This is a genomic window from Coralloluteibacterium thermophilum (genome assembly GCF_042654365.1).
In the GTDB taxonomy this organism is placed as follows: Bacteria; Pseudomonadota; Gammaproteobacteria; order Xanthomonadales; family Xanthomonadaceae; genus Coralloluteibacterium; species Coralloluteibacterium thermophilum.
Map to the genome: position 1 here is coordinate 49,357 of NZ_JBHSGG010000014.1, position 26,350 is coordinate 75,706.

Sequence of the window (26,350 nt, forward strand, 5' to 3'; positions counted from 1 at the left end):
CATCCGCGGCAGAATGCGGGCTCATGGGGTCATGATGGCGGGATCGAACACGATGCGCGTGCGGATCGACGACGTGGCAAAGGCCGCGGGCGTATCGATGAAGACGGTGTCGCGGGTGCTCAACGAGGAGCCCAACGTCTCCGACGAGACGCGCCGCAAGGTGCAGGAGGCGGTCGAGAAGCTGCGCTACCGCCCGCTCGCGTCCGCGCGGCTGCTCGCGGGGCGGCGCTCCAATCTCGTCGCGATGCTCTACGACAACCCGTCGAGCAACTACCTGATGGAGGTGGAGCTCGGCGTGCTGGATGCCTGCCAGTCGCAGCACTACAACCTCATGCTCGCGCCGCTGGACTATCGCGCGCGCGACATCGTCGCCAAGGTCGAGTCGCTCGTGGTGCAGTCGCAGCTCGACGGCGTGGTGCTGACCCCGCCTATCACCGACGACCGCGCGCTGCTCGCGCGCCTGGACGAGATCGGCGTGCCGTACGCCAGCGTCTCGGCGCAGGAGCGCAACCGGCGGATCGGCGTGTTCGTCGACGAGGAGAGCGCGGCGCGCGACATGGTGCTGCACCTGGTCTCGCTGGGGCACCGGCGCATCGCGCACATCAAGGGACATGCCGCGCACGGCGCCAGCCGCTGGCGCCTGGCGGGCTACCGCGCGGGCCTGCGCGAGGCGGGCATCGCCTACGATCCCGAACTCGTGGTCGCCGGCAGGTTCTTCTACGAGTCCGGCTACGAGGCCACCAACCGCCTGCTCGACCTGCCGCAGCGGCCGACCGCGATCTTCGCTGCCAACGACGACATGGCGGCCGGCAGCATCTGCGCGATCTGCGAACGCGGCCTCGCGGTGCCGCGCGACATCTCCGTCTGCGGCTTCGACGACATGCCGGTGGCGCGCTTCATCTATCCGTCGCTCACCACCGTGCGCCAGCCCAGCCGCGACATGGGGCGGCTGGCCGGGCTGGAGGTGATCAAGGCGATCCGCGAACGCGGTGCAGGCGAGAACATCGAGCTGCCCTACACACTGCAGCTGCGGCGGTCGACGGGGGCGGTGCCGGGCTGATCGCGAGGCGACGAGGCGTCAGCGCTTGGCCAGGCGCTCCATCAGGCGCTGGCGCAGATGGGCGGCGCCCGACGCGTCGAGGGGCGCGAGGACGCCGCGCGCGGCCTCGGGAATGTGCGCAGCCGTTGCAGCATCCGCTTCGAAGACGTAGTGGTCGAAGAGCGTCCGCCATGCGGCACGTTCGTGGGCCGGCAGGTCGCGCAGGGTCAGCAGCGCCGCCATGAGCGCGCTCATCGGCGTCTCCATCCACGCTGGAGAACGCCGCCACCAGTAGTTGACCAGGACGTTGAAGCCATCGGGCGCGTCGATGGCGTGCCACCACATGCTCGGGATCACGATCGCGTCCCCCGGGCCAAGCTCCGCCACGAGCGCGTGCCGCCACGCCTCGGCGAACCGCGGAAAGCGTTCGAGGTCGGGCGCGGCGGCGTCGACCAGGCTGACGGGCTGTCCGGCAGGCGTGAAGTCCAGGGGCCCGATGTACAGGTTCCCGATCTGCTCGGGCGGGAAGAGCGTGAAGCGTCGCCGGCCGGCGACGACGCAGGCCAGGTTGTCGGGGACGTCGTGGTGCGCGGGCACCCGGGTGCGATTGCCGATCCAGATGCTCGCGAGCGGATCGCGCGGGCCGAGGTCGAGTCGGTTCTCCAGGCCGAAGCCGGGAAAATAGGTGTCCAGCGTCGTCGCGCCGAGGTAGATCATCGGCGGTGCCTCGACGTCGAGGTACTTCGCCAGGGTGTTCAGCGCGACGCTCGCCGGGACCTCCTCCCTCCGGAAGTTGAAGCCCTGCATCGACGCGTCGTAGAAGATCCGGCCACCGCATTCGTGCGGTGCCACGGTGGCGACGGCGGGCACCGCGTCGTTCGCGAGCCGGCGGAGGTAGGTCGCGGCCGCGAGGTGGGACCGCATCGCGGCCCGGACTGCGGGCCACGTCCGCGTCAGCCCGCGGACGACGAGCGGAGAAGTGGCATCGAGGAGCGCGGCGAGCGGTGCGTCCGGCGGTGCCTCGGGGATCGCTGCGGGCGGGGGAAGGGTGCGATGCATGTCGCCAGCCTGCCAGGGTGTCCCGGGACCGGTACCCGCTGCGCCGTGCCGGCGGTGCAGCGGGTGGAGCCGGCGCTTGCGGGGGACGTCCCTGTCCCCGTGCGGATCAGAACCTTGCGCGGAAGCCGAGCATGTAGCGTGGGCCGGTCTGCGTGGCGTAGAACACCTGGTTCTCGCTGCGGCCGTGCGAGCGCGTGGTCTCGTCCGTCAGGTTGATCGCTTCGGCATGGATCGAGAAGTGGTCGTTGACCTGGTAGCTGACGTTGACGTCGAGCTGGCCGTAGGACTCGACGTAGACCGGGTTCGGGCGCCAGCTGTCGTAGGTGCTCGAGAGGAACTTGTCGCGCCAGTTGTACGCTGCCCGGATCTGCCACGGCCCCTTGTCGTAGAAGGCGACGAAGTTGGCCGAGTCGCTCAGGCCGACCAGGGCGAACTGGTCGCCCAGGTTGTAGTCGTCGTAGGTCAGGTCCGAGTCGACGATCGTGTAGTTCGCGGCCAGGCCGAAGCCGGTATCGCCGAACACGTGCTGGGCATTGAACTCCCAGCCCTTGAGCGAGGAGGACTCCTTGTTCACCGGGACGCTGACGCGGAAGACGGCGAGCGGATCGCCCGGCTGTCCGGAGATGCGGCCGTTCGCCACGTCGACGCCGGGGGCCCCGGCAAAGTTGTCGAAGATGTAGTCGCGCACGCAGCCGCGGAAGCCGGTGCTGCCGGGCGTGCAGCCGTTGGCGACGGCCTCGTTGTAGTACGTGCCGCCCACCGGCGTGCGGATGTCGAACGGCGAGATCTCCATCATCGACGTGCCGATGTAGTTGTCGATGTTCTTCCGGAACCAGCCGACCGACACGTAGCTCGACTCGGCGTAGTACCACTCGACCGACAGGTCGAAGTTCTGCGACTCCAGCGGCTTGAGGCCCGGGTCGCCCTGGGAGCCGGTGCCACCCTCGAAGGAGGCGAAGGAGTCGAGCGTCTGCCCGCCCTGGATGTGGTTCCACTGCGGGCGGCCGATGCTGTGGCCGTAGCTGCCGCGCAGCACGACGGAGTCGGTGACTTCGAGGCTGAGGTCCAGGCTGGGCAGCCAGTAGTCGTAGCTGCCGCGCAGCTCGGTGAAGTCGGGGTCGCCGAACTGCACCGCGAACTCGTTCTCGCCGGTCCAGGTCAGGCCGGTCGCGATGGGGACGAGCGCGCGCGAGACGACGTCGGTCTGTTCGTAGCGCACGCCGATCGACGCGTGCAGCGGCATCTGGAGGTCCCAGGTATTGTTCCACTGCAGGTAGGCGCTCTTGGACTTCTCGGTGGCGCGGCGATCGGTGCTGAAGTCGGGCGGCGGCAGGTAGGCCGCCGCGTCGCCACCGCGCGCGGCGATGGCGGCGTCGCGGACCCGCGCGAAGTCGAACATGAAGAACTGGCCGAACATCGCGCCGCTGCCGGGGAACTGGTCGAAGTAGCGGCTCATGTCGTCGGCGATCCAGAGATCGTCGGCGTAGTCGGCCGCACGGCCGCCGAAGCCGCCCCAGTCGTCGCGCTGCGTGAAGCCGTAGGCCGAGCGGTTTTTGACCTCGGTGAAGGCCGCGCCGAACTGCAGGCTGGAGTAGTTCTCGAAGTCGAAGCGGCCGCGGAGCTGGCCCTGCTCGACCTCGGACTTCATGTAGCTGTTGCGGAACGAGGAGCCGGTGACCATCATCCGGTCGGCGCCCACCTGGGTCATCCCGGGAGGAAGCTCGACGCCGAGGATGGGGAAGTCGCCGCTGAAGTCGACGGTCGTGTCGCCGCGGACGAACGCAGCCGTGCCGAGGGCGTTGTTCGAGCCCCACGGGCTGTCGGCGCCGGACTCCGCAGTGGAGGTGTGGTAGTCCAGCTCCAGCGCGAGAGCATCGGTGACCTCCCAGGCGACGTTGAAGCCGAGCGACTTGTTCTCGTTCTTGGTCGCGAAGTGCGCACCGGCCATCGCCAGGTCGGAGCCTTCGAGCAGGCCGTCGACCTCGGTGAAGTCGACGAACTCGGTGTAGGAGATCGGCGAAGCGATCGGACCGCCGGTCCAGGACGTGCGCGACGCGGCCTGGTTGAACCAGGTCGACAGCTCGTGGCGCCGGTGCTGGATGCGGTTCTCGGAGTAGGTGTAGTCCAGCGTCGCGGTGATGCGGTCGGTCGGCGCGAACTGCAGCGTCGCCTGCCCGTTGGTGCGCTGGCGCTGGATGCCGTTCAGGCCGTAGATCAGGTTCTGCGGGATCGAGTAGATGTCGTCGGCACCCGGCGGATTGGTCGCGTTGGCGGCCTGGTCGGGTAGCGCGAGCGGGCCCTCGTCGCCCGGGAACGCATACCAGCCGCCGCCGACCGCGGCCTCGTTGTAGCCGGAGTCGCGTTCCTGGTAGCTCGCGCTGACGGCGAGGCCGAAGCGGCCGTCCTCGGACACGGTGCTGAAGATGCCGGACATCTCGCCGGTCATGGAGCTGCCCCGCATGCTCTTGGGCAGGTTCTCGTTCGAGGTGTCGTGGACGGTCTTCATGCCCACGCTGACCTGGTCGCCCATGTCGAACGGCCGGCCGGTCTTGATGTCGATGGTCGCGCCGATGCCGCCGGTCGGCGTAGCCGCGCGGCTGCTCTTGTAGACCTCGATGCCCGAGACCGCCTCGGAGGCGAGGTTGGCGAAATCGAACGCGCGGGAGTTCGATGCGTTCGTGGCCTCGATGCTCGACGCCGGCATCTGGCGCCCGTTGAGGAGCACCAGGTTGAAGTCGGGACCGACGCCGCGCACGGTCACCCGCGAGCCTTCGCCCGCCGAGCGGTCGATCGACACGCCGCTGATGCGCTGGAGCGACTCGGCGAGGTTGGTGTCGGGGAACTTGCCGATGTCCTCGGCGACGATGCCGTCGACGATGCCCTGCGCGTCGCGCTTGAGGTTCATCGACGAGGTCAGGCTCTGGCGGATGCCGGTGACCGTGATGGCGTCGAGGGTGGCGGGGTCGGAGGCTCCGGTCGTATCGGTGGCGTCCTGCGCCGCGACGGGCTGGGCCAGCGCGAGCAGCAGTGCGGTCGTCAGGACGCGCTTCTTGGGCGCGGTGTGCGGCTGAATCATGGACATTCCCTCCCCAAAGGCTCACGCGTCTCGATGGACGTTCTTGTTTCGTCGGATCGTCGGGCGGTCCGTACGTGCGGCGGCATTGGATGCTAGGCTGACAGCGTTGTCAACCGCGCCAGGCTTCGCTTTCCGGAGCGCCAGGGCATGCTGCGGTGCAGCGATTTCCCGGCCCGTCGCGAGCCCCGGCACGCGCGCGGGCCGGACCGTTGGCTCATGATCCGTCGCCGGGCGCCGGCGACGACAAGAAACGAAAAGCGAAAGGGGAGGAAACATGGCGACAACCCGAAACACGGGCGAGAACACGCGCCTGATCGTGCTGGTCAGCATCGTGGCCACGATCGGCGGCTTCCTGTTCGGCTTCGACAGTGGCGTGATCAACGGCACCGTCGACGGCCTGCAGCGGGCCTTCGATTCGGACTCGGTGGGCACCGGCTTCAACGTCGCGTCGATGCTGCTGGGTTGTGCCGTGGGCGCGTTCTTCGCGGGGCGCCTCGCGGACGTCTGGGGCCGCCGCACGCTGCTGATCGTCGCCGCGATCCTGTTCCTGGTCTCGGCATGGGGCTCAGGCGTCGCAGGCGGCTCGCTCGAGTTCGTGATCTACCGCATCGTCGGCGGTCTCGCGGTCGGCGCCGCCAGCGTGATGTCGCCGGCCTACATCAGCGAGGTCGCCTCGGCGCGCTACCGCGGGCGCCTGGCGACCCTGCAGCAGATCGCCATCATCTGTGGCCTGTTCGCCGCCTTCCTCAGCAACTACCTGCTGGCCAAGGTCGCCGGCTCGTCGGTGTCGCCCTCGTGGCTGGGCTTCGAGGCGTGGCGCTGGATGTTCTGGGTGGAGATCCTGCCGGCGTCGGTGTTCCTGCTGGCCCTGCTGATGATTCCCGAGAGCCCGCGTTTCCTCGTGGCGCGCCGGCGCATCGCGAAGGCCGAGGGCGTGCTCGCGCGGCTCTACGGCGCGGAGCAGGGCGCGCGCAAGCTGGCCGAGATCAACGCTTCGCTTGCCGCCGACCATCGGCCGCGGTTCGCCGACCTGATCTCCAAGGCCACCGGGCGGATCCGGCCGATCGTGTGGGTGGGCATCGGGCTTGCGGTCTTCCAGCAGCTGGTCGGCATCAACGTCGTCTTCTATTACGGCGCAGTGCTGTGGCAGGCGGTCGGCTTCTCCGAGAGCGATGCGCTGCTGATCAACGTCATCTCCGGTGCGCTCAGCATCGGCGCCTGCGCGGTGGCGCTGGTGCTGATCGACCGCGTCGGCCGCAAGCCCCTGCTGTGGATCGGCTCGGTCGGCATGGCGGTCAGCCTCGCCGCGATGACCGTCGCCTTCGCCACCGGCGCGCTGGGGGAGGGCGGGCGACTGGTGCTATCCGGCGGCATGGGCGTGCTGGCCCTCATCGCCGCCAACGTCTACGTGATCTTCTTCAACTTCTCGTGGGGTCCGGTGATGTGGGTGATGCTCGGCGAGATGTTCCCCAACCAGATCCGCGGCTCGGGCCTCGCCGTCGCGGGCCTGTTCCAGTGGGGCGCGAACTTCATGATCACCTGGACCTTCCCGATGCTCCTCGCGGGCGTGGGCCTGGCCGGTGCGTACGGCCTGTACACGCTGGCGGCCGCGATCTCGATCGTGTTCGTCCTGCGCTACGTGCACGAGACCCGCGGGCGCGAGCTCGAGGAGATGCAGGGCTGAAGACAGCCCCGGCTCGCGCCGCTGCGTCGCGGCGGCGCGACCTGTCCTTCCCTTCGACGGCGGGACGAACAGGAACGGCGGCCATCGGCCGCCGTTTCCGTTTCATGCACGCGGCGGCCGAAGGCCGCCCCTGAGACCGGTCAGCGCAGCCAGCCGGAGAGTTCCTCGCGCGTCAGACGACCGTCGCGGTTGCGGTCGACGACGTGGAACTCGCTCTGCAGCGGGTGTCCCGACGGTACGTCGTTGCGGGTGATGTAGCCGCGCCCGGTGCGGTCGAGCGCATCGAAGTCGATGCGGTAATCGGCCGCGTTCGGAATGCCGGGCTGGCCGCTGCGGATGGTGATCTGCTGGCCGGCCGGGCCCGTGCGCTGCACGACGCGCTCGCCGTACTGCGGACCGGGGCCGGAGACGCCGACGCCCGGGCGCTCCTGCGCGGGCGCGGTCACGGCCGGGCCGGGCTGCGGACCCTGGGGCTGGGCAGGGGGACGCGGTGCGGCCGGCGGCGCCGGTGGCGGCGGCGGTTGCTGCCCCGGCTGGCCCGGTGGCGGCGGCAGGGGGGGCGGCGGGGGCAGGGCGACCTCGGGCTGGCGTGGCGGGACGCCCTGGCCGAAGGCCGGCGCGGCCAGCGCACCGGCGACCAGGATCGCGATCAGGTTCGAACGCATCATCGGACCTCCTCTTCTCGTCGTGATTGCAGTGCAGTGTGGCTCAGCGCGGCCCGACGTGGCCATGGTCGCCCAGGGCCTTCGGACCTTCGCCCGCCAGGGCGCGCGCGAAACCGATCGCGCGGCCGACGAACGTGCTTGGCGAATCCCAGTACTCCGCGCTCTCGACGCGGACGCGCAGCACCGCGAGATCCGGGTCGTCGCGTCCCTCCGGGAAGAAGGCCTTGGCGGCAGGCGTCCACAGCGCGTCGATGCGTGCGCGGTCGCGCTCGATGCTGGCGCGACCGCGTACCGAGACGTAGCGCTGCCTGGACGGATCGGCGTAGGCGACGTTCACCTCCGGGTGCGCCAGCAGTTCTTCGACCTTGCCGCTGTCCGCGGCGGTGAAGAAGTACAGGTCGCCCTGGGCGTCCATCTCCAGCGTCTGCAGAGGGCGGCTCACCAGGCCGCCGTCGCGTGCACGTGTGGTGAGCATCGCGACCTCGATGCCCTCGATCAGTTCGCTCAGCGTGCCGAACTCGCGGGTGTCCTCGGCCTCGTTCTTCATCCGCTCGTCCTCATGGCATGCGGTCGGAAACCTTCCCACCGAGGCTATCAATCCATCGTGAAACGGCCTGCGTGGCAGAATCCGGCGGATGTCAGCACTCCACGAACAGCCGCTCGCCGCGGCCGACGGCCACCGCTGGCGCCAGCGACTGCATCGCCCGGAGGCGCCCCGCGCCGCGCTGCTGTGGCTGCCCGCGATGGGCGTCGCCGCGCGCAACTACGACCCGCTCGCGCAGGCGCTCGCCGCCGGCGGCATCGCCGTCGCCCTGCACGAGTGGCGCGGCATCGGCAGCAGCAGCCTGCGCGCGCACCGCGGTTGCGACTGGGGCTATCGCGCGCTGCTCGAGGACGACCTGCCCCCGGCGATGGCGGCGCTTCGCCGCGCGTTCGCCGGCCTGCCGGTGCTGATCGGCGGGCACAGCCTCGGCGGGCAGTTCTCGATGCTGTACGCCGCCCGGCGTCCCGGTGCCGTGGACGGGATCGCCCTAGTCGGCAGCGGCACGCCGGAACCGAGCGGCTTCGCCGGTGCCGCCGGCCTGGGCATGCCGTTCGCCCTGCGCCTGATTCCGTTGATCGCCGCGGTGCGCGGGCACTTTCCCGGTCGCAGGTTCCGCTTCGCCGGCAACGAGGCGCGCGGGATCATGCGGGACTGGGCGCGCAGCGGGCGAGAGCGCCGCTATCGCGCGCAGGGGCTGGACTTCGACTTCGACGCGGCCATGGGCGGGCTCGAACTGCCGGTCCTCGGGCTGCTGCTGGCCGAGGATGCGTTCGCGCCGCGTGCCTCGCTGGACAACCTGCTCGGCCGGGCGCCGCGGGCGGCGACGCAGGTCGAGACGCTCGATGCGGCCGCGCTCGGCACGCGGGCCGACCATTTCGCATGGATGCGGCAGCCGGAGGCCGTTGCGGCGCGGATGCTGGCGTGGCAGCGGGCGCTCCGGTCGGGCCCGGCAGCGGATACGAAAACGGCCGGCATGCGCCGGCCGTGATCGCCCACCGCGCGCTGGCTCAGCGCAGGACCGTGATGCGGTTGCCGGCGACGCGGACGTAGGCGCCCTCGCGCAGGCCGTTCGGCAGGCCGTTCTGGTTGATCACGATGCGGCGACCGTCGTCCATCCGGACGTAGATGTCGTAGGTCTGCTCGTTCATCTTGTTCTCGATCGCGTTGCCCGCGACAGCGCCACCCACGGCGCCGGCGACGGTCGCGGTGTTGCGGCGGCCGGAGCTGTCGGTGGTGTTCTTGGCGATCTGGTTGCCGGCCACGGCGCCGATCACGCCGCCGAGCACCGCGCCGGTGCGGCTGTTGTCGCGCGCGCCGTAGACCACTTCGATGCGCTCGACCTGGCCGCAGTCGTAGCAGGCCTGCTGCGGCGCGCCGTAGCCGCCCTGGTAGCCACCGCCGTAGCTGCCGCCCCCGGTCGCGCAGGCGGCCAGACCGAGGGAGAGGGCGGAGGCGGTCAACAGCATTCGGATCTTCATGGTGGGCTCCTGGATATGGGGGTCTCCCCGGTGATGCCGAAAGCTAGTTCCACATTCATGAACGGCGCGCGAGCAGGATGAAGCCGCGTTCCCGACCGTTCACTCACCGGAAGATCTGGTGACAACTGCGGCATTGCGCATTGACGTCGCCGACCACGGGACGCACGGCGCTGCAGTCGTCGGAGCCGATGCCCCGGGCCGCGGCAAGCACGTCGCGGAAGGCGCGGCTCTCGCGTTCGAAGGAGGCGTCGTCGCCGGTGGGCAGGAACATGGGTTCGAGGTGCGCGGCGACCGCCTGCATGGCTTCGATGTGCGGCAGGACCGTGGCCGCGGCGCAGCGGCCCGCCTCGAGATCCGCGCGCAGCGCCGCCGAATGGTGCGCGAGCACGGCCATCGCGCCGCGCTGCACGTTGGGGCCGGCGCCCGACTGCCATGCGCTGATCGCCATCACCGTGCCGAAGATGCCGATGAACAGGCCGAGCAGGATGAGGAACAGATGACGCATGACGGAGCTCCGTGAAAGGCGGCGGGGCGGAACCCTAGCACGGCTACAATGTCCGGATGGATGCAGCACAGCTTCGCGCCGAGCGCTTCGCCGGCATCGACCGCCTGTACGGCCGCGGCAGCGTCGAACGTCTGGCCGGGGCCTCGGTCTGCATCGTCGGCCTGGGCGGCGTGGGATCGTGGGCGGTGGAGGCGCTGGCGCGCAGCGGCGTCGGCGCGCTCACCCTGATCGACGCCGACGACGTGTGCCTGTCCAACACCAACCGGCAGCTGCATGCCCTGGACGGACAGTACGGGCGCGGCAAGGCCGAGGTGCTGGCCGAGCGCTGCCGCGCGATCAACCCGGCCATCCGGGTCGAGGCGGTGCAGCGCTTCCTGACCGTCGAGAGCCTCGACGCCCTGCTGGGGCCGGGGTTCGGCGTGGTCATCGACGCCTGCGACAGCCTGCGGGTCAAGGTCGCGACCGTCGCGTGGTGCCGCCGCCGCAAGCAGCCGCTGGTGGTGGTCGGTTCCGCCGGCGGACGCACCGACCCGACCCTGGTGCGCGCCCGCGATCTCAGCCGGACCGAACACGACGCCATGCTGGCGCTGGTGCGCAAGCGCCTGCGGGCGGCGCACGGCTTCCCGCGCAACCCCGACCGCTTCTTCGGCGCGACCGCCATCTATTCGCTCGAGAACGTGCGCTACCCGCAGCCGGACGGCAGCGTCTGCGGCGTGCGGCCGACGAACGCGCCCGACAGCGCGCTCGGCCTCGACTGCGGCGGCGGACTGGGCGCGGCGACCCACGTCACCGGCGCCTTTGCCTTCGCGGCCGTCGCGCGCACCCTCGCCCTGCTGCTCAGGCCGGCGCCGGCGGAAGCGCGAACAGCCTGACTGCGTTCGCCGTCGTGGCCGCCGCGACCGCCTCGGGGGCTTCCCGGCGGAGCGCGGCGACGCAGTGCAGGACGGTCTCCAGTCGCGCCGGCACGTTGCGACGGCCACGCCAGTCCGCGTCCGGCTGATCGGGCGCGTCGGTCTCCAGCAGCAGGAAGTCCAGCGGCATGTCCGCCACCAGCCTGCGCAGGCGTTGCGCGCGGGGATAGGTGACGGGGCCGCCGATGCCGATCAGGAAGCCCAGGTCGAACAGCTGTCGGGCCTGCTCGGGGCTTCCTGCATAGCTGTGGACCACGCCGCGCAGGCCGCCGATGCGTCGGATGCGCTGGATGACGCTTTCCACCGCGCGGCGCGCGTGGACGACGACGGGCAGGTCGTTCGCCCGCGCCAGTTCGAGCTGCGCGTCGAAGCAGCGCAGTTGCGCGTCGCGGTCGAGCGTCTCGACGTAATGGTCGAGCCCGCATTCGCCGAGGGCGACGGGGCGCTCGCGCGCCAGCCGGTCGGCCAGCGCGTCCAGGTGCTCCGGCCGGTGGTGCTCGAGGTACATGGGGTGCAGGCCGTAGGCCGGATACAGCCCGGGATGCCGGTCGCAGACCGCGCGCAGGCGCGGCCACGCGGCGGCGTGGGTGGCGCAGACCACGTGGCGGCGGACCCCGGCGGCCCGGGCGGCGGCGAGGACCGCGTCGCGATCGGCGTCGAAGGCGTCCACGTCGAGGTGGCTGTGGGTGTCGATCAGGTCGGGAGGCATGGCGGAGGCTCGCGGGCCGGTCGCGGGAACGCGCTGCGGGAGCGGCGGACGGCCGTCGTCGCGCGCGCCGTGGATGATCCCATCCCGGCGGGTGCCCGTGCGGACGGCGCCGCGGCAGTGCCGTCCGGTGGGCGTTCTGCCGGACGGGTTCCTGGTCTCACGCGGGCTTCACGTTCATCATCCGCTCACCCCCGGACAGCCCGGGCGGGTGCCTGTTCAGTTTCGCGGTGCTCGAATCCGGGCCGTGACCACCCACACACGAGGAGCAGGACCATGGACAACAAGATTCTGATCGGAGGCGTCGCGGCACTGCTGCTCGGCGGCGCCGCCGTGGCCGCCTACCAGTTCGGCGACCGCGGCCCGCAGTTCGCCGAGGTGGTACGGGTCGAGCCCGTGCACGAGACCGAGGTCATCGAGACCCCGCGCGAGGTCTGCGAGGACCGTGTGGTCTCGCAGCGCCAGCCGGTGCGCGACCCGAACCGCGTGGGCGGCACGGTCGCCGGAGCGGTGGTCGGCGGCCTCGTCGGCAACCAGATCGGCGGCGGCAGCGGGCGCAAGATCGCCACGGCCGCCGGCGCGGTGGGCGGCGCCTTCGCGGGCCGCAAGGTCCAGGAGAACATGCAGCAGAACAACGTCACCCAGACGGTGCAGACCTCCTGCCGCACGGTGACCGACACCTCGACCCGCGAGCAGCTGGTGGGCTACGACGTCACCTACCGCTGGGACGGCGACCTGCGCACCGTGCGCATGGACCGCGATCCCGGCGCCGCGCTGCCGGTGGTCGACGGCGTCGTCGTCACCCACGCGGAGGGCGCGTCGACCGTCAGTCGGCAGTAAGCCGCCGCCGGATGCGCGCAGGAAGGCCGGTCGATCGACCGGCCTTCCTTTTTTTGTGCATGCCGCCGTGCCAGCCGCTGCGGCGCGCCACTAGAATCCGGCGACCCCGCCGCCGCACGGAGCCTGCATGGCCCTCGATCCCGCCGACCTCTACGACATCCGTTCCGAGCTGAGCGAGGAGGAGCGGGCGGTCCAGGAGAGCGTCGCCCGTTTCACCGACGAGCGCGTGCTGCCGATCATCGGCGACTGCTTCGACCAGGCGCGCTTCCCGCACGAGCTCGTCCCCGAGATCGCAGGGCTGGGCCTGCTGGGGGCGACGCTTCCCGAGGAGTACGGCGGCGCCGGGCTCAACAGCGTCGCCTACGGGCTGATCTGCCAGGAGCTGGAGCGGGGCGATTCCGGCCTGCGCAGCTTCGTCTCGGTCCAGAGTTCGCTCTGCATGTATCCGATCTTCGCCTACGGCAGCGAAGAGCAGCGTCGCGCGTGGTTGCCGCGCATGGCGAAGGGCGAGGTCATCGGCTGTTTCGGCCTCACGGAGGCGCACGGCGGCTCCGATCCGGCCAGCATGAAGACCCGCGCGCGCCGCGACGGCGGCGACTGGGTGATCGACGGCGCCAAGATGTGGATCACCAACGGCAACCTCGCGCACGTCGCCATCGTCTGGGCGCAGACCGAGGAAGGCGTGCAGGGCTTCGTCGTGCCCACCGACACGCCCGGCTTCGGCGCGCAGGAGATCCACCGCAAGATGAGCCTGCGCGCCTCGGTCACCTCCGCCCTGTTCCTCGATGGCGTGCGCGTGCCCGAGGCCGCGCGGCTGCCCGGCGCGCAGGGCCTCAAGGGGCCGCTCGGCTGCCTGACGCAGGCCCGCTACGGCATCACCTGGGGCCCGATCGGCGCCGCCATCGCCTGCTACCGCGAAGCGCTGGCCTATGCCGGCGAACGCATGCTGTTCGGGCGGCCGCTGGCTGCGACCCAGGCCGCGCAGATCCGCCTGGCGGAGATGGCGCGCCGCATCACCCTGGCGCAGCTGCTGTCGCTGCGGCTCGGACGGCTCAAGGACGCGGGGGCCATGCAGCCTGCCCAGGTCTCGCTGGCGAAGTGGAACAACTGCCGCATGGCCATCGACATCGCGCGCGACTGCCGCGACCTCCTCGGCGGCGCCGGGATCACCACCGAGCACGCCGCCATCCGCCACGGCCTCAACCTCGAATCCGTCATCACCTACGAAGGCACCGAGACGGTGCACCAGCTGGTGATCGGGCGCGAGGTCACCGGCATCAACGCGTTCTAGCCCGCCATGCGCATCGCTCCCGGTCCCACGCTCGAAACCCCGCGCCTGATCCTGCGCCCCACCGCGCTCGAGGACTTCGAGTCCTGGGCGGCCTTCATGGCCGATCCGGAGCGCATGACCCACCTCGGCGGCGCCAAGTCGCGGCCGGAAGCCTGGCGCGCCCTCATCGCCATGGCTGGTGCGTGGCAGTTGCAGGGCTTCGCCATGTTCTCGGTGATCGAGAAGGCAACCGGGACGTGGGTCGGCCGCGTCGGCCCCTAGTGCCCGGAAGGCTGGCCGGGGACGGAAGTGGGCTGGAGCATCGTCGGCGCCGCAGGCGGCAAGGGCTACGCCACGGAGGCGGCCACCGCCGCCATCGACTGGTGCTTCGACGTCCTCGGCTGGACCGAGGTCATCCACACCATCGCGCCCGACAACCACCCGTCCAAGGGCGTGGCGCGGAGGCTGGGCTCCGCGTGGCTGCGCAACGGGCGGCTGCCTCCGCCGCACGAGATCGACTGCGAGATCTGGGGGCAGTCGCGCGAGGCCTGGAAGGCGCGGCGCTGACCGGCAGCGCGTCGACGCCGCGGATGCGGGAACGGCGCCGTTGGGCGCCGTTCCTGTTCCGGGCTGCTGGCGACCGGGCCTACTCGACCGCGACGATGTTGATCTCGACGCGGCGGTTGGGCGCCAGGCAGTCCACCAGGGGCGCACCGCGCAGGTCGGGGCAGTCGGCGATCGGGTCGGCCTTGCCGCGGCCCTCGGCCCGGATCACGTTCGGGGGAACGCCGCGCTCGACCAGGAAGGCGCGCACGGCCTCGGCGCGCTGGCGCGACAGTTCCTGGTTGTAGCTGTCCGAGCCGATGCGGTCGGTGTAGCCGATCACCTGGACCGACTCGATGCGCTGCGCGCCGCTGAGGCGCTCCGCGAGCTGCCCGAGCGAGCCCTCGCCGTGGCCCGCATTGGAGATGTCGGCGCGTCCGAACGGAAACAGCGCGTCGGCGGAGAGGCGGACGCTGCTGACCTGTGCCTGCGGGGGCGGCGGGGCGGGTTCGGGTGGAAGTTCCCTGCGCTGCGTCGCGCAGCCGGCGAGCAGCAGCAGGCCGAGTGCGCTCAACATGCCGAGTGACTTATCCATGCGGACTCCGTTGATGTGGATTCTGGCGCCACGAGAGACGAGGGCGACGCCGCGTCCTCCGGGCGCGCGGCGGGCGCGTCTTCCCGTGGCAGCGGAGAGTAGCAGCCGGAACCGGAGGCGACATCGGCAGGCGTCGCAGTCCTGCGTCAGCGGGCCGCCCCGGCCGACCGCGGCGGCGCGGCGGCGGGTGGCGGCCGGTAGCCGAACACGCCCGAAAGCAGTGCCGCTGCCCCGCTGTAGTCGGCCGCGGCGGCGGGATCGAACCCGACGATGCCCAGCTCCGCCAGCGCGGCGTGGTCGGCGGCGTCGTCCTGCAGGACCAGCAGGGCGTCCGACACCGCGACCCGCACCGATTCCGGAACCCCGGGCGCGGCGGAGAAGGCCGCGCCCGGATGGTCGCGGCTGCGATGGATCACGACGAGGTTGGGATACTCCTGCGCGACCCGGGTGGGGACCATGGCCGCCTCCGCCTCGCCGGCGAACACCATTTCGATCCCCTCGCGCCACGTGGTCGCCAGCGACTGGATGTCCGGCTGCGCGACCGGGTTGCGGTAGAGGCCGCTCAGCAGCACGTAGCCCAGGCTGGGCGAGGGCATGCCGACCACGCGCGCGCCGTGCAGGCCCTGCAGACCGCCGCTGCGTCCCGGCGCGGCCACCAGCGAATAGCCGCCGGGGCCGGCCGCACGGACCAGGGGGACGAAGCCGTGGTGCTGGATGCGGTAGTCGGCCAGGTGCGCCTCCTCGAAGGCGAAATCGGCCGCGTCGCCCGCGCGCAGGTCGCGCCAGTAGACGTGGTAGTTGGGCCAGGTCCGGAGGCTGAAGCGATGGCCGGTGGTGCGATCGAGGTAGTCGAGGAGAGGCCGGTAGACCTCGGCGGCCTGTTCCTCGGGATAGCTGGGCTCGACGGCGATCGTGTAGGTCTCCGCCCGGGCGCCGGCGGATGCCAGCAGGCCCAGCAGCAGGAGCGAGGCGAAGCGGTGCGCGTACGGCGATTCCATGGCGGCTCCCCGAAGCGCCCTCGACGGGCGTCCGGGATGGTAGCGCCGCCTCCCGGCCGGTGTCAGCGCGCCAGGCCGGGCAGGAAGGGCAGGGCGGCGCAGGGGCGGCCACCGCACCGCAGGGCCGCCGCGGCGTGGTCCAGCGCGACCACCGCCAGCGCCTCGTCGCCGGCCACGCTCACGAGCTGGCCCACGGCCGCGTCCTCCGCCAGCACCTCGGCTCCGGGCACGCCGTCCTCGACCTGCAGCCGCACGGGGCCACGCTTGGCCTGGCCCAGGTAGTGCGTGCGCGACACGATCTCCTGGCCGGGATAGCAGCCCTTCCTGAGGCTCACCGCCTGCAGGCGGTCCAGGCCGAGCATCTGCGGCGTCCAGCTCTCGGACTGGTCCGGCCCCAGGCGCGGCAGCCCGTGGGCGATGTCCGCACGCTGCCAGGCCGCGACGAAGGCCGGGTCCGCTCCGGTGCGGGCGCCGGCCCCGATGCGCAGCCCGCGCGCGAATCCGTCGCCGCCGAGGTCGAGCCAGTCGCCGTCGTCCGCCGCGGCGATCGCGCTGCGCCCGTCGGCGGTCGGGAAATCGCCGCCGACGCGGCCCTCGACGACAAGGTCGGTGCCGACCTCGAGCCGGACCTTGCTGCGGAACACGAAGCGCTGCAGGCGCTCGCGCAGCGCCCCGGCCGGATGGTCGGGGAGCAGCAGGCGGATCGTCGTGGCGTCGATGCGCAGCAGCGCGAACAGAGCGATCACGCGGCCCTTGGGCGTGAGCCAGGCGCTCCAGTGCCAGTGGCCGTCGCGCAGCGCCGCGACGTCGCTGGTGAACTGCGCCTGCGCGAAGGGGACCGCGTCGGCGCCGGCGATCGTCAGGACGTCGAAGGGCAGGGCGCCAGCGGCCGGGACGGCCTCATTCGGGTTGAAAGGCATGACCAGCGCGAACTAACATTCAAAGGTTCTGTTCATCTTGTTGCGAATGATAAGCGAAACGCCAAACCCCGCAGGCGACGCGCCGGAGAACCAGGGCGACGACGTCGGCGGAACCGAGCGCGAGAAGGCGGCGCCGGTCGAGATCGGCGGTCGGGGCGGCCCGGATCCCACGCGCTACGGCGACTGGGAGAAGAACGGCCGCTGCGTCGACTTCTGACCGACACGGCCCCGTCGCTTGTTCCGCAGCACCATCGCTTCCGCCTCTCCCTTTCTCCGAGCCATAGCCAGACCGCCCATGGCGAATATCCAGCGTCCACTTTCCCCGCATCTGCAGATCTACCGCTGGCAGATCACGATGGTCATGTCCATCCTCAACCGCGCCACGGGCATCGCCCTCGTCGTCGGCGCGGCCTGGGTGGTGTGGTGGCTGCTCGCCGCCGCCGGCTTCGTCCCGTACGCGCCGCTGGCCGCCTTCTCCGGCTCCATCGTCGGGCTCGTGGCGCTGTTCGGCTTCACGCTCTGCCTGACCTACCACCTCTTCAACGGCCTGCGCCACCTCGCGTGGGACGCCGGCATCTGGATGGACATCCCGCAGGTCTACGCGACCGGCTGGATCACCTGGGCGCTGACGGTGGCGACCACCGCCGGCATCTGGATCGCGGTGTGGATGACGGGAGGCCTGGCATGAACATCAATCCCGAAGCGCGCACCCTGCGCGATCCGCTCGGCCGCGCGCGCGGCCTGGGTTCGGCGAAGGAGGGCGTGGGCCACTGGTGGATCCAGCGCGTGACCTCCGTGGCGCTGACCCTGCTGACCCCGTGGTTCGTCTGGCTGCTGGTGAGCCTCGCCGGCGCCGACGAGGCCACCGCCCGGGCGACCCTGGGCCAGCCGCTGCACGGCACCCTGATGCTGGCCTTCGTGGTCGCGCTGTTCTGGCACACCAAGCTCGGTCTCCAGGTGGTCGTCGAGGACTACGTGCACACGCGCTGGCTGGAGCTCGTCGCCCAGTTGCTGATCAACTTCCTGTGCGTCCTGGCCACGCTCGCCTGCGTGCTGGCGATCGGCCGGATGGTGTTCACCGCATGATTCCCGGGGCGCGCCTCGCGCCCGCCGCGGATTCCGTTTCCACCCGCGCCCGCGCGACCGCCGGGCGCCGCGCCCGCCCCGCGGGCCCCAAGGCCTCACCATGACCAAGACCGCTTATCCCATCACCGAACACAAGTACGACATGCTGGTGGTCGGTGCCGGCGGCGCAGGACTGCGCGCCACGTTCGGCCTGGCCCAGAAGGGCCTGAAGACCGCGTGCATCACCAAGGTGTTCCCGACCCGCTCGCACACGGTGGCGGCGCAGGGCGGCATCTCGGCCGCGCTCGGCAACATGGGCGAGGACGACTGGCGCTTCCATTTCTACGACACCATCAAGGGCTCGGACTGGCTGGGCGACCAGGACGCCATCGAGTACATGTGCCGCGAGGCGATCCCGGCGATCATCGAGCTCGAGCACCAGGGCGTGCCCTTCTCGCGCACCGAGGACGGCAAGATCTACCAGCGTCCGTTCGGCGGCATGACCACGCACTACGGCAAGGGCACCGCGCAGCGCACCTGCGCCGCGGCCGACCGCACCGGCCACGCGATCCTGCACACGCTCTACCAGCAGTCCCTCGCGCACGACGCCAAGTTCTTCGTCGAGTACTTCGCGCTCGACCTGATCATGGACGACGAGGGCGCCTGCCGCGGCGTGCTCGCGCTCGACATGACCCAGGGCACGCTGCACCTGTTCCGCGCCCACGGCACCGTGCTTGCGACCGGCGGCTACGGTCGCGCCTACTTCTCGGCGACCTCGGCCCACACCTGCACCGGCGACGGCGGCGGCATGGCGCTGCGCGCGGGCCTGGCGATGCAGGACATGGAGTTCGTGCAGTTCCACCCGACCGGCATCTACGGCGCGGGCTGCCTCATCACCGAGGGCGTGCGGGGCGAGGGCGGCATCCTGCGCAACAGCAAGGGCGAGCGCTTCATGGAGCGCTACGCGCCCAACGCCAAGGACCTCGCCTCGCGCGACGTCGTCTCGCGCTCCATGACCATCGAGATCCGCGAGGGCCGCGGCGTCGGCGAGCACGGCGACCACATCCACCTCGACCTGACCCACCTCGATCCGAAGGACATCCACGAGAAGCTGCCGGGCATCGCGGAATCCGCCCGCATCTTCGCCGGCGTCGACGTGGAGAAGGAGCCGATCCCGGTCATCCCGACCGTGCACTACAACATGGGCGGCATTCCGACCAACTACCACGGCGAGGTGGTGCAGCTGCGCAACGGCGACCCCGACGCGGTGGTGCCGGGGCTCTATGCCATCGGCGAGGCCGCGTGCGTCTCGGTCCACGGCGCCAACCGCCTCGGCTCGAACTCCCTGCTGGACCTCGTGGTGTTCGGCCGTGCGGTCGCCAACCGCTGCGCCGAGACGATCAAGAGCGGCCAGCCGCACAGGAGCCTGCCCGCCGACGCCTGCGACGCGGCCCTGGCGAACCTCGACCGCCTGCGCTACGCCAAGGGGTCGCTGCCGACGGCGCAGATCCGCGCCAACATGCAGAAGATCATGCAGGAGGACGCCGCGGTGTTCCGCACCCAGGAGACCCTGGAGCAGGGCGTCAAGCGCATCCGCGAGGCGCACGCCTCGTTCGAGGACGTCGGCGTCACCGACCGCTCGCTGGTCTTCAACACGGACCTGATCGAGACCCTGGAGCTGCAGAACCTGCTGTCCCAGGCGGTGGTCACCATGGTCTCGGCGGAGAACCGCAAGGAGTCGCGCGGCGCGCACGCGCGCGAGGACTTCAAGGACCGCGACGACGTCAACTGGCACAAGCACACCATCTGCGCGATCGACGCCAAGGGCAACACCCGCATCGACTACCGTCCGGTGCACATGACCACGCTCACCGGCGAGGTCGATCCGGTGCCGCCGAAGGCCCGCGTCTACTGATCCGGATGCAGGCCCGCACCCTCCTCACGACCCTGCGCGCGACGCGCGCCTCGACCGCCCAGCGGTCGGCCTGAGCCAACGAGAACAGCCATGGCAGAGTTCAGCCTTCCCAAGAATTCCCGCATCGGCAAGGGCAAGCACTTCGCCTCGCCGGGCGCGAAGAAGCCGCGCGTCTTCAAGGTCTACCGGTGGAATCCGGAGGACGGCCAGAACCCGCGCGTGGACACCTACGAGGTCGACACCGCGGCCTGCGGGCCGATGGTTCTGGACGCGCTGCTCAAGATCAAGAACGAGATCGACCCGACGCTCGCGTTCCGCAGGTCCTGCCGCGAGGGCATCTGCGGCTCCTGCGCGATGAACATCGACGGCGTGAACACGCTGGCCTGCACCCGTGCGATCGAGGACTGCAGCAAGTCCGAAGTGCCGATCTACCCGCTTCCGCACATGGAAGTGATCAAGGACCTGGTGCCGGACCTGACCCACTTCTTCGCGCAGTACGCCTCGATCAAGCCCTGGCTGCGCACACAGAGCGCGACGCCAGCCAGCGGCGAGCGCCTGCAGTCGAAGGAGGACCGCGCCAAGCTGGACGGCCTGTACGAGTGCATCCTGTGCGCCTGCTGCAGCACGTCCTGCCCGAGCTACTGGTGGAACGGCGAGCGCTACCTCGGCCCGGCGATCCTGCTGCAGGCCTATCGCTGGATCGCCGACTCGCGCGACGAGGACACCGGCCAGCGCCTGGACGAGCTGGAGGATCCCTTCAAGCTCTACCGCTGCCACACCATCATGAACTGCGCGCGGACCTGCCCGAAGGGCCTGAATCCGGCCAAGGCGATCTCCGAGATCAAGAAGCTCATGCTGCAGCGCCGGGTCTGACCCGGCCGCGATGTCCGAGGGCATCGCGGCCCTGGCCGCTCCCGTCTTCGTGATGGCCGGCCTGACCTTCCTGGTCTGGCTGCGCCTCTACGCCGTGCGGCTGTCGGCCATGCGCCGCCTGCGGATTCCGCCGCAGGCGGTGGCCTCGTCCGCCGGGGCGGCGGCCCACCTCGCCGACACCCGCGCCTCCGACAACTTCCGCAACCTGCTCGAGCTGCCGGTGCTGTTCTACGCGGCGCTCGGGCTGGCTGCGCTGGCGGGGCAGGGCGACCGCACGGTGCTCGTCCTCGCCTGGCTGTTCGTCGCCACCCGCGTGCTGCACAGCGCGATCCACTGCACCGTCAACCGCGTCGTCCCGCGCTTCCTCGCCTACCAGGCCGGAGCATGGACGCTGTGGGCCTTGTGGGCCGTTCTCGCGCTACGCTTCTACCGATGACCGAGACTTCCGACCTCACGCTCAAGCGGCTGCGCTGGCGGTGCCGGCGCGGCATGCGCGAGCTCGACCGCCTGCTCGAACGCTGGCTGGACCAGGCCTGGGCGGGCGCCGACGCGGCGCGCCGCGCGGACTTCGAGCGCCTGCTCGAGACCGAGGACGACCGGCTGTGGCGCTGGTTCATGGGCAAGGAGCGCCCCGATGACGATGCACTCGCGCGCCTCGTCGCCGACATCGCCGCCCGCACGGATTGAGTGGCGGCCCTCGCGGCTGCTGGCCGGGCTGCTCGTCGCGCTCGGCACGGCTGCCGCGGCGGCGCCCTGGTTCGCGCAGGTGCCGACGGCCGCCGCTGCGGCGCTGTCCGTCGCGGTCGCGGCGGGCGTCTGCCTGCAGGTCCGCCGTGAGGCGCGGCGGCCGCGCCGCCTGCTGGTCTGGGCGGCGGGCGAAGGACATGCGCTGCTGCTGGAGCGGGGCGTCGAGGTGCGCTGCGAGGTGGTCGAGGTGCGTTTCCGCGGGCGCCTGGCGGTGGTCGCGCTGCGACGCGACGCGCGCATCGAGCGCCTGGTGTGGTGGCCCGACACCCTCGACGCCGCGCAGCGGCGTGCGCTGCGCATCGCGGCGGCGGCGCGTCCTCCGGAGCCGTCGGTGCTGCCGCTGATCGGCGGCTGATCGGGCGTGCGCGCGGCTGCGCCTGCCGTGGAAGCGAGCGGGTAGACTTGCCGGCCACCGCCGCGCGGGCATGCTGCGCGGCCGCTTCCGAGGCCCATCCCCCGCATGTTCCGACCGCTCTCGCTCAACATCGGGCTGCGCTACACGCGCGCCAAGCGCCGCACAGGGTTCATCTCCTTCATTTCCGCGGTCTCGGTGCTGGGCATCGCGGTCGGGGTGATCGCGCTGATCACCACCATCTCGGTGATGAGCGGCTTCACCCAGGAGTTCCGCGACCGCCTGCTGAGCATGGTCGCGCACGCCACCATCAGCGGCGGCGGGAACGCCATGCAGGACTGGGGGCGCGCCATCGAGATCGCGCACCGCGACCCGCGCGTCCAGGGCGCCGCGCCCTATGTCGACCTGACCGGCCTGATCAGCGGCCGCCGCGCGGAGGGCGCGATGATCCGCGGCATCGACCCTGCGCGCGAGCCCGAGGTGTCGGTGGTGGGGGAGAAGATGCGCGCCGGCTCGCTCGCGGATCTCGACGGTGCCCCGTTCCGCATCGTCCTCGGCCGTGAGCTGGCCCTGTGGCTCAACGTCGACGTGGGCGACAGCGTGCGGGTGATGATCCCGCAGGGCAGCGCCACGCCGGTCGGCTTCGTCGAGCGCTCGCGCGCCTTCGAGGTGGTCGGGATCTTCGAGATCGGCATGCAGGAGTACGACCGCAGCATGGCGCTGATCAGCCTCGACAGCGCGCAGCGCCTGGCGCGGATGGGCAACGACGTCACCGGCGTGCGCCTGAAGCTGGACGACATCTTCGGCGCCTGGCGGGTGGCGCGCGACCTGGCCGACCAGTTGCCGGGCATCTATTCGGTCAGCGACTGGACGCGCGACCACGCCAACATGTTCCGCGCGTTCCGGCTCGAGAAGACGGTGATGTTCATCATCCTCTCGCTGATCGTCGGCGTGGCCGCGTTCAACCTGGTCTCGTCGCTGGTGATGCTGGTCACCGACAAGCAGCCGGACATCGCGATCATGCGCACCCTGGGCATGACGCCCGGCACGGTGCTGCGCATCTTCATGGTGCAGGGCATGCTGATCGGCGTGTTCGGCGTGGCCCTGGGCATCGTGGGCGGCGTCCTGCTCACCAGCAACCTGAGCCGCATCGTGCATCTCGTCGAGACCAGCTTCGGCATCGAGGTCATGCCCGCCGACGTGTACTACATCACCGGGGTGCCCACGGTGCTGGACTGGGGCGAGGTGGCCACCATCGGCGGCATCGCCTTCGTCATGTGCCTGCTGGCCACCATCTATCCCGCCTGGCGCGCCTCGCGCACCGATCCGGCCAGCGCGCTGCGCTACGAGTGAGGCCCGAGCCCATGTCCGCCATCGAAACAGAAACCGCCCCGGACGCGCTGCGCGCGGAGGGCCTCGGCAAGATCTACGTCGAGGGCCGGATGCGCACGCCGGTGTTCGACCGCCTGGACCTGCAGGTGCGCCCCGGCGAGACGGTCGCCATCGTGGGCGCCTCCGGTGCCGGCAAGAGCACGCTGCTGCACCTGCTGGGCGGGCTCGACACCCCGTCCGCGGGCGAGGTCTACGTCGCCGGGCAGCGCATGTCGGCGCTCTCGGACGCCGCGCGCGGTGCGCTGCGCAACCGCGCGCTGGGCTTCGTCTACCAGTTCCACCATCTGCTGCCCGAGTTCACCGCGCTGGAGAACGTGATGCTTCCGCGCCTGATCGCCGGCGCCTCGGTGGACGAGGCGGCAGGCGCGGCGCGCGCCCTGCTGGAGGAGGTGGGCCTCGGCGCGCGCCTCGACCACAAGCCGGGCGAACTCTCCGGCGGCGAACGCCAACGTGCGGCGGTCGCGCGCGCCCTGGTCAACCGCCCGGCCTGCGTGCTCGGCGACGAGCCCACCGGCAACCTGGACGAGCGCACCGCGGCGACGGTGTTCGACCTCATGCTCCAGCTCAACCGCGAGCACGGGACGGCGCTGGTGCTCGTGACCCACGACCGCAGGCTGGCGCGCCGCCTCGACCGCGTCCTGGAACTCACCCGCGGCGCCCTGCACGAGCTCGCGCCCGAGGCGGTATAGCGCGTACGCGCAGGGAAGCGGCCGCTTCGCGCCGACCCCGCGTCGCGCGCATTTCCCCGGCGCGGCGCGGGTCGTTTCGCACGCGCGCGGGCGTGACATGGCGCAGGCTGCGGACGCCGCCCGGAGCGGCAAGGAACAGCCGCAGACGGGGAAGGACGCCCCATGACCACTGCACGCGCCGGTGTCTTCGCGCCGGCCACCGCGCTCGCATTGCTCGCCGGGACGGCGGTCGCGATGCGTGCGACCGTACTGCCGCCGGGCTGGGCGCTCGGCATCGTGGCCGCGGCCGGGCTCCTGCTGTGGTGGCGCGGGCGGCGGCGCTGGCCAGGCGCCTTCCTGTTCGGATTCGGCTGGGCGCTCCTGCACGGGCAGTGGGCGCTCGATGCGCGCCTGCCGCACGGCCTCGAAGGGCAGGACCTGCGCGTACAGGTCCGGGTCGTCGGCTTCGCCGACCGGACCCCCAACGGCGCGCGCTTCGATGCCCGCATCGAGGCGGTCCTGGCCGATGGCGGCATCGCCGAGGATGCCGGGAAGGAACTGGTGGGGCGGCGGGTGCGCCTCGGCTGGTACGGGCAGCCGCCCGCGTTCGAGCCCGGTGCGCGCTGGCGCCTGACCGTACGCCTGAAGCGGCCGCGGGGCGGGCTCAATCCCGGCGGTTTCGACTTCGAACGCCGCGCGCTGGAGCGGCGTCTGGCCGCGACCGGCTACGTCCGCGACACCGCGAGCGCGGAGCCGGCCACGGGCGGAGGCGGCATCGACCTGCTGCGGCTGCGGCTCTCCGAGCGGATCCAGCAGGCGGTACCGCGCGCGGGCGCACGTTTCGTGCGTGCGCTGGCGCTGGCCGACACCCGGGGGCTGAGCCAGCAGGACTGGGAGGTGCTGCGGGCCACCGGGCTCACCCATCTGATCGCCATCTCGGGTTTCCACGTCGGCGTGGTCGCGGGCTTCGGGGTGCTGCTGGTGCGCGTCCTGTACTGGCTGGCGCCGACGCTGGGGCGGCGCCTGCCGCGGCCGCAGGCGGCCGCCCTGGGCGCGCTCGCCGTCGCCTGCGGCTATGCGGCGCTGGCCGGCTTCGGCCTGCCGACGGTGCGCACGGTGCTGATGATCGCGGCCGCCCTGGCCGCGGTGCTCCTGCGGCGCGCGAGCGGGCCCGCGCGCTCGATCACCCTGGCCCTGCTGGTCGTGCTGCTCGCCGATCCGCTGGCCGTGCTCGCGCCCGGTTTCTGGCTGAGTTTCACGGGCGTCGCATGGCTCATGTGGTGTCTGCCGCGCGAGCGCGGCACGCACGGCTGGGCACGGGATCTGCTGCGCGCCCAGGGGGTGGCGACGCTGGCCCTGCTGCCGCTGACGGTGTGGTTCTTCAACCAGGCCTCGGTGGCGGGCCCGCTGGTGAATCTGGTGGGCATCCCCCTCGTGAGCCTGGTGGTGGTCCCGCTTTCGCTGGCGGGTGCCGCGCTCGTCGCGGCCTGGCCCTGGGCGGGCGCGCCCCTGCTGGTTCTGGCCGCGGGGGCGATGGACCTGTTCTGGTCCTGGCTCGAAGGCGTGGCCGCCACGCCGGGCGCGCTGCTGTGGTTTCCGGAGCCGGCCGTGGCCGCGTTGCTGCTGGCGGTCGCCGGCACGTTCTGGCTGCTGTTGCCGCGGGGGATTCCCGGCAAGTGGCTGGCGCCGCTGCTCATGCTGCCCCTGCTGTGGCCGGCACAGCCCCGGCTGGCCGACGGCGAGGTGGAGGTGGCCCTGATCGACGTCGGCCAGGGCCTCGCGGTGCTGGTGCGAACCCGCACGCATGCGCTCCTGGTGGACGCGGGGCCGGCGTGGCCGGGCGGGCTGGACATGGGCGAGGCGGCGGTGCTGCCGACGCTGCGCGCGCTCGGTGTGCGGCGCCTGGACGCGCTGGTGGTGAGCCATGCCGACAGCGACCACGCCGGCGGCCTCGGCGCGGTGCGGCGCGCGTTTCCGCCCGGGACGCTGCTGGCGCCGGAGGGGGCGGGCATCGAGGGCGCCGACGTCTGCGCCGGGGCGCGCTGGCAGCGGGACGGCGTGGACTTCCGGATGCTGCATCCGCCGCCGCATTTCCCCTACCTCGGCAACGAGAGCAGTTGCGTCCTGCGCGTGGAGGGGAAGGGCGGGGTCGTACTGCTGCCGGGCGACATCGGGCGGCCGGTCGAGGGCCGCCTGGTCCGCGAGCAGGCGGACGCACTGGCGGCGCGCGTGCTGGTGGTCCCGCACCACGGAAGCCGGCACTCCTCGACCCAGGGCTTCGTCGATGCGGTGGCGCCCGAGCTTGCCCTGGTCGGGGCGGGGCATCGCAACGCCTTCGGGATGCCGCGGCCGGAGGTCGTCGCACGCTATCTCGACGGCGGCGCGACCCTGCTCAGCACGGCCGAGCACGGCATGCTGCGGGTCCGCATGCCGGCGTCCGGCGACCTGGAGGTGGAGCGCCGTCGCGGCAGCCATCGCCGGTTCTGGCACGAGCCGGGCGGGTAG

General features: G+C 71.6%; 27 protein-coding genes and 1 pseudogene. 18 read left to right on the forward strand and 10 right to left on the reverse strand.

The window, feature by feature from the left end; all coding sequences use genetic code 11:
• The first annotated feature begins 31 nt into the window (after window positions 1-31).
• Window positions 32-1,060, forward strand: coding sequence for a LacI family DNA-binding transcriptional regulator (locus ACFO3Q_RS05030; RefSeq protein ID WP_377003540.1), 1,029 nt, complete (start codon window positions 32-34; stop codon window positions 1,058-1,060).
• Window positions 1,061-1,078: 18 nt separating this feature from the next.
• On the opposite strand, the gene ACFO3Q_RS05035 is transcribed toward ACFO3Q_RS05030, so the two are convergent.
• Both ACFO3Q_RS05035 and ACFO3Q_RS05040 read right to left on the reverse strand, forming a co-directional pair.
• Window positions 1,079-2,098 carry a cupin-like domain-containing protein gene (locus tag ACFO3Q_RS05035; RefSeq protein WP_377003541.1) on the reverse strand — a complete coding sequence of 340 codons (1,020 nt, stop codon included), beginning with the start codon at window positions 2,096-2,098 and terminating at the stop codon, window positions 1,079-1,081.
• Window positions 2,099-2,204: 106 nt separating this feature from the next.
• A complete protein-coding gene (locus ACFO3Q_RS05040; protein ID WP_377003542.1) occupies window positions 2,205-5,174 on the reverse strand; it encodes a TonB-dependent receptor in 2,970 nt (989 codons plus the stop codon).
• Window positions 5,175-5,448: 274 nt separating this feature from the next.
• Between ACFO3Q_RS05040 and ACFO3Q_RS05045 the strand changes: the two genes are divergently transcribed.
• Window positions 5,449-6,858 (forward strand): sugar porter family MFS transporter, encoded by a 1,410-nt coding sequence (locus ACFO3Q_RS05045; RefSeq protein WP_377003543.1) that lies wholly within the window; start codon window positions 5,449-5,451, stop codon window positions 6,856-6,858.
• A gap of 140 nt (window positions 6,859-6,998) precedes the next feature.
• Here the strand turns inward: ACFO3Q_RS05045 and ACFO3Q_RS05050 are convergent, their stop codons facing one another.
• Together ACFO3Q_RS05050 and ACFO3Q_RS05055 are read right to left on the reverse strand one after the other, a co-directional pair.
• Complete coding sequence (locus tag ACFO3Q_RS05050) at window positions 6,999-7,526, reverse strand: EF-hand domain-containing protein (RefSeq protein WP_377003544.1); 528 nt, start codon at window positions 7,524-7,526, stop codon at window positions 6,999-7,001.
• A 40-nt stretch (window positions 7,527-7,566) separates the two neighbouring features.
• Window positions 7,567-8,070, reverse strand: a complete 504-nt coding sequence (locus ACFO3Q_RS05055; RefSeq protein WP_377003545.1) for a pyridoxamine 5'-phosphate oxidase family protein — start codon at window positions 8,068-8,070, stop codon at window positions 7,567-7,569.
• Window positions 8,071-8,158: 88 nt separating this feature from the next.
• On the opposite strand from ACFO3Q_RS05055, the gene ACFO3Q_RS05060 reads away from it, so the two are divergent.
• Complete coding sequence (locus ACFO3Q_RS05060) at window positions 8,159-9,055, forward strand: alpha/beta hydrolase family protein (protein WP_377003546.1); 897 nt, start codon at window positions 8,159-8,161, stop codon at window positions 9,053-9,055.
• Window positions 9,056-9,074: 19 nt separating this feature from the next.
• On the opposite strand, the gene ACFO3Q_RS05065 is transcribed toward ACFO3Q_RS05060, so the two are convergent.
• Window positions 9,075-9,545, reverse strand: coding sequence for an outer membrane lipoprotein (locus ACFO3Q_RS05065; RefSeq protein ID WP_377003547.1), 471 nt, complete (start codon window positions 9,543-9,545; stop codon window positions 9,075-9,077).
• A 103-nt stretch (window positions 9,546-9,648) separates the two neighbouring features.
• Window positions 9,649-10,050 carry a hypothetical protein gene (locus ACFO3Q_RS05070; protein ID WP_377003548.1) on the reverse strand — a complete coding sequence of 134 codons (402 nt, stop codon included), beginning with the start codon at window positions 10,048-10,050 and terminating at the stop codon, window positions 9,649-9,651.
• A 56-nt stretch (window positions 10,051-10,106) separates the two neighbouring features.
• Here ACFO3Q_RS05070 and ACFO3Q_RS05075 point away from each other — a divergent pair, with 56 nt between their 5' ends.
• Window positions 10,107-10,922, forward strand: coding sequence for a tRNA threonylcarbamoyladenosine dehydratase (locus ACFO3Q_RS05075; RefSeq protein ID WP_377003549.1), 816 nt, complete (start codon window positions 10,107-10,109; stop codon window positions 10,920-10,922).
• Here the strand turns inward: ACFO3Q_RS05075 and ACFO3Q_RS05080 are convergent.
• Complete coding sequence (locus ACFO3Q_RS05080) at window positions 10,888-11,670, reverse strand: TatD family hydrolase (RefSeq protein WP_377003550.1); 783 nt, start codon at window positions 11,668-11,670, stop codon at window positions 10,888-10,890. The genes ACFO3Q_RS05075 and ACFO3Q_RS05080 overlap by 35 nt on opposite strands.
• A 273-nt stretch (window positions 11,671-11,943) precedes the next feature.
• Between ACFO3Q_RS05080 and ACFO3Q_RS05085 the strand changes: the two genes are divergently transcribed.
• The 3 genes and pseudogenes from ACFO3Q_RS05085 to ACFO3Q_RS05095 all read left to right on the forward strand — a co-directional run bounded on the left by ACFO3Q_RS05085 (window position 11,944) and on the right by ACFO3Q_RS05095 (window position 14,344).
• Entirely contained in the window at window positions 11,944-12,507 is a 564-nt protein-coding gene (locus ACFO3Q_RS05085) for a glycine zipper 2TM domain-containing protein (protein ID WP_377003551.1), read from the forward strand.
• Between the two features lie 127 nt (window positions 12,508-12,634).
• Window positions 12,635-13,798: an acyl-CoA dehydrogenase family protein gene (locus ACFO3Q_RS05090; RefSeq protein WP_377003552.1), complete on the forward strand. Its 1,164-nt coding sequence runs from the start codon at window positions 12,635-12,637 to the stop codon at window positions 13,796-13,798.
• 6 nt (window positions 13,799-13,804) lie between these two features.
• A pseudogene (locus tag ACFO3Q_RS05095) lies at window positions 13,805-14,344 on the forward strand (GNAT family N-acetyltransferase).
• Between the two features lie 79 nt (window positions 14,345-14,423).
• Here the strand turns inward: ACFO3Q_RS05095 and ACFO3Q_RS05100 are convergent.
• The 3 genes from ACFO3Q_RS05100 to ygfZ all read right to left on the reverse strand — a co-directional run bounded on the left by ACFO3Q_RS05100 (window position 14,424) and on the right by ygfZ (window position 16,833).
• Window positions 14,424-14,915, reverse strand: coding sequence for an OmpA family protein (locus tag ACFO3Q_RS05100; protein WP_377003553.1), 492 nt, complete (start codon window positions 14,913-14,915; stop codon window positions 14,424-14,426).
• 146 nt (window positions 14,916-15,061) lie between these two features.
• Window positions 15,062-15,913, reverse strand: a complete 852-nt coding sequence (locus ACFO3Q_RS05105) for a phosphate/phosphite/phosphonate ABC transporter substrate-binding protein (protein ID WP_377003554.1) — start codon at window positions 15,911-15,913, stop codon at window positions 15,062-15,064.
• Window positions 15,914-15,975: 62 nt separating this feature from the next.
• Window positions 15,976-16,833: a CAF17-like 4Fe-4S cluster assembly/insertion protein YgfZ gene (gene ygfZ, locus ACFO3Q_RS05110; protein WP_377003555.1), complete on the reverse strand. Its 858-nt coding sequence runs from the start codon at window positions 16,831-16,833 to the stop codon at window positions 15,976-15,978.
• Window positions 16,834-16,879: 46 nt separating this feature from the next.
• On the opposite strand from ygfZ, the gene ACFO3Q_RS05115 reads away from it, so the two are divergent.
• The 11 genes from ACFO3Q_RS05115 to ACFO3Q_RS05165 all read left to right on the forward strand — a co-directional run bounded on the left by ACFO3Q_RS05115 (window position 16,880) and on the right by ACFO3Q_RS05165 (window position 26,350).
• On the forward strand, window positions 16,880-17,050 hold the full coding sequence (locus tag ACFO3Q_RS05115; protein ID WP_377003556.1) for a DUF1674 domain-containing protein: 171 nt from the start codon (window positions 16,880-16,882) through the stop codon (window positions 17,048-17,050).
• A 78-nt stretch (window positions 17,051-17,128) separates the two neighbouring features.
• Window positions 17,129-17,521 carry a succinate dehydrogenase, cytochrome b556 subunit gene (sdhC, locus tag ACFO3Q_RS05120; protein WP_377003557.1) on the forward strand — a complete coding sequence of 131 codons (393 nt, stop codon included), beginning with the start codon at window positions 17,129-17,131 and terminating at the stop codon, window positions 17,519-17,521.
• Entirely contained in the window at window positions 17,518-17,919 is a 402-nt protein-coding gene (gene sdhD, locus ACFO3Q_RS05125) for a succinate dehydrogenase, hydrophobic membrane anchor protein (protein ID WP_377003558.1), read from the forward strand. Before sdhC ends, sdhD begins: the two co-directional genes overlap by 4 nt.
• A 100-nt stretch (window positions 17,920-18,019) precedes the next feature.
• Entirely contained in the window at window positions 18,020-19,813 is a 1,794-nt protein-coding gene (sdhA, locus tag ACFO3Q_RS05130) for a succinate dehydrogenase flavoprotein subunit (protein WP_377003559.1), read from the forward strand.
• 90 nt (window positions 19,814-19,903) lie between these two features.
• Complete coding sequence (locus tag ACFO3Q_RS05135) at window positions 19,904-20,686, forward strand: succinate dehydrogenase iron-sulfur subunit (protein ID WP_377003560.1); 783 nt, start codon at window positions 19,904-19,906, stop codon at window positions 20,684-20,686.
• A gap of 10 nt (window positions 20,687-20,696) precedes the next feature.
• A complete protein-coding gene (locus ACFO3Q_RS05140) occupies window positions 20,697-21,122 on the forward strand; it encodes an MAPEG family protein (protein ID WP_377003561.1) in 426 nt (141 codons plus the stop codon).
• Complete coding sequence (locus ACFO3Q_RS05145) at window positions 21,119-21,373, forward strand: FAD assembly factor SdhE (protein ID WP_377003562.1); 255 nt, start codon at window positions 21,119-21,121, stop codon at window positions 21,371-21,373. Before ACFO3Q_RS05140 ends, ACFO3Q_RS05145 begins: the two co-directional genes overlap by 4 nt.
• The gene (locus ACFO3Q_RS05150; protein ID WP_377003563.1) at window positions 21,321-21,788 is read left to right on the forward strand and encodes a hypothetical protein; all 468 of its coding nucleotides are present in this window, start codon (window positions 21,321-21,323) and stop codon (window positions 21,786-21,788) included. Before ACFO3Q_RS05145 ends, ACFO3Q_RS05150 begins: the two co-directional genes overlap by 53 nt.
• A 105-nt stretch (window positions 21,789-21,893) precedes the next feature.
• Window positions 21,894-23,138, forward strand: coding sequence for a lipoprotein-releasing ABC transporter permease subunit (locus ACFO3Q_RS05155; protein ID WP_377003564.1), 1,245 nt, complete (start codon window positions 21,894-21,896; stop codon window positions 23,136-23,138).
• Window positions 23,139-23,149: 11 nt separating this feature from the next.
• On the forward strand, window positions 23,150-23,866 hold the full coding sequence (gene lolD, locus ACFO3Q_RS05160) for a lipoprotein-releasing ABC transporter ATP-binding protein LolD (protein ID WP_377003565.1): 717 nt from the start codon (window positions 23,150-23,152) through the stop codon (window positions 23,864-23,866).
• Window positions 23,867-24,028: 162 nt separating this feature from the next.
• On the forward strand, window positions 24,029-26,350 hold the full coding sequence (locus ACFO3Q_RS05165; protein ID WP_377003566.1) for a DNA internalization-related competence protein ComEC/Rec2: 2,322 nt from the start codon (window positions 24,029-24,031) through the stop codon (window positions 26,348-26,350).

Bases quoted from the DNA above. Each gene is read 5' to 3' on its own strand.
- ACFO3Q_RS05030 (WP_377003540.1), top strand. From the start codon at position 32: ATGATGGCGGGATCGAACACGATGCGCGTGCGGATCGACGACGTGGCA.
- ACFO3Q_RS05035 (WP_377003541.1), bottom strand. From the start codon at position 2,098: ATGCATCGCACCCTTCCCCCGCCCGCAGCGATCCCCGAGGCACCGCCG.
- ACFO3Q_RS05040 (WP_377003542.1), bottom strand. From the start codon at position 5,174: ATGATTCAGCCGCACACCGCGCCCAAGAAGCGCGTCCTGACGACCGCA.
- ACFO3Q_RS05045 (WP_377003543.1), top strand. From the start codon at position 5,449: ATGGCGACAACCCGAAACACGGGCGAGAACACGCGCCTGATCGTGCTG.
- ACFO3Q_RS05050 (WP_377003544.1), bottom strand. From the start codon at position 7,526: ATGATGCGTTCGAACCTGATCGCGATCCTGGTCGCCGGTGCGCTGGCC.
- ACFO3Q_RS05055 (WP_377003545.1), bottom strand. From the start codon at position 8,070: ATGAAGAACGAGGCCGAGGACACCCGCGAGTTCGGCACGCTGAGCGAA.
- ACFO3Q_RS05060 (WP_377003546.1), top strand. From the start codon at position 8,159: ATGTCAGCACTCCACGAACAGCCGCTCGCCGCGGCCGACGGCCACCGC.
- ACFO3Q_RS05065 (WP_377003547.1), bottom strand. From the start codon at position 9,545: ATGAAGATCCGAATGCTGTTGACCGCCTCCGCCCTCTCCCTCGGTCTG.
- ACFO3Q_RS05070 (WP_377003548.1), bottom strand. From the start codon at position 10,050: ATGCGTCATCTGTTCCTCATCCTGCTCGGCCTGTTCATCGGCATCTTC.
- ACFO3Q_RS05075 (WP_377003549.1), top strand. From the start codon at position 10,107: ATGGATGCAGCACAGCTTCGCGCCGAGCGCTTCGCCGGCATCGACCGC.
- ACFO3Q_RS05080 (WP_377003550.1), bottom strand. From the start codon at position 11,670: ATGCCTCCCGACCTGATCGACACCCACAGCCACCTCGACGTGGACGCC.
- ACFO3Q_RS05085 (WP_377003551.1), top strand. From the start codon at position 11,944: ATGGACAACAAGATTCTGATCGGAGGCGTCGCGGCACTGCTGCTCGGC.
- ACFO3Q_RS05090 (WP_377003552.1), top strand. From the start codon at position 12,635: ATGGCCCTCGATCCCGCCGACCTCTACGACATCCGTTCCGAGCTGAGC.
- ACFO3Q_RS05100 (WP_377003553.1), bottom strand. From the start codon at position 14,915: ATGGATAAGTCACTCGGCATGTTGAGCGCACTCGGCCTGCTGCTGCTC.
- ACFO3Q_RS05105 (WP_377003554.1), bottom strand. From the start codon at position 15,913: ATGGAATCGCCGTACGCGCACCGCTTCGCCTCGCTCCTGCTGCTGGGC.
- ygfZ (WP_377003555.1), bottom strand. From the start codon at position 16,833: ATGCCTTTCAACCCGAATGAGGCCGTCCCGGCCGCTGGCGCCCTGCCC.
- ACFO3Q_RS05115 (WP_377003556.1), top strand. From the start codon at position 16,880: ATGATAAGCGAAACGCCAAACCCCGCAGGCGACGCGCCGGAGAACCAG.
- sdhC (WP_377003557.1), top strand. From the start codon at position 17,129: ATGGCGAATATCCAGCGTCCACTTTCCCCGCATCTGCAGATCTACCGC.
- sdhD (WP_377003558.1), top strand. From the start codon at position 17,518: ATGAACATCAATCCCGAAGCGCGCACCCTGCGCGATCCGCTCGGCCGC.
- sdhA (WP_377003559.1), top strand. From the start codon at position 18,020: ATGACCAAGACCGCTTATCCCATCACCGAACACAAGTACGACATGCTG.
- ACFO3Q_RS05135 (WP_377003560.1), top strand. From the start codon at position 19,904: ATGGCAGAGTTCAGCCTTCCCAAGAATTCCCGCATCGGCAAGGGCAAG.
- ACFO3Q_RS05140 (WP_377003561.1), top strand. From the start codon at position 20,697: ATGTCCGAGGGCATCGCGGCCCTGGCCGCTCCCGTCTTCGTGATGGCC.
- ACFO3Q_RS05145 (WP_377003562.1), top strand. From the start codon at position 21,119: ATGACCGAGACTTCCGACCTCACGCTCAAGCGGCTGCGCTGGCGGTGC.
- ACFO3Q_RS05150 (WP_377003563.1), top strand. From the start codon at position 21,321: ATGACGATGCACTCGCGCGCCTCGTCGCCGACATCGCCGCCCGCACGG.
- ACFO3Q_RS05155 (WP_377003564.1), top strand. From the start codon at position 21,894: ATGTTCCGACCGCTCTCGCTCAACATCGGGCTGCGCTACACGCGCGCC.
- lolD (WP_377003565.1), top strand. From the start codon at position 23,150: ATGTCCGCCATCGAAACAGAAACCGCCCCGGACGCGCTGCGCGCGGAG.
- ACFO3Q_RS05165 (WP_377003566.1), top strand. From the start codon at position 24,029: ATGACCACTGCACGCGCCGGTGTCTTCGCGCCGGCCACCGCGCTCGCA.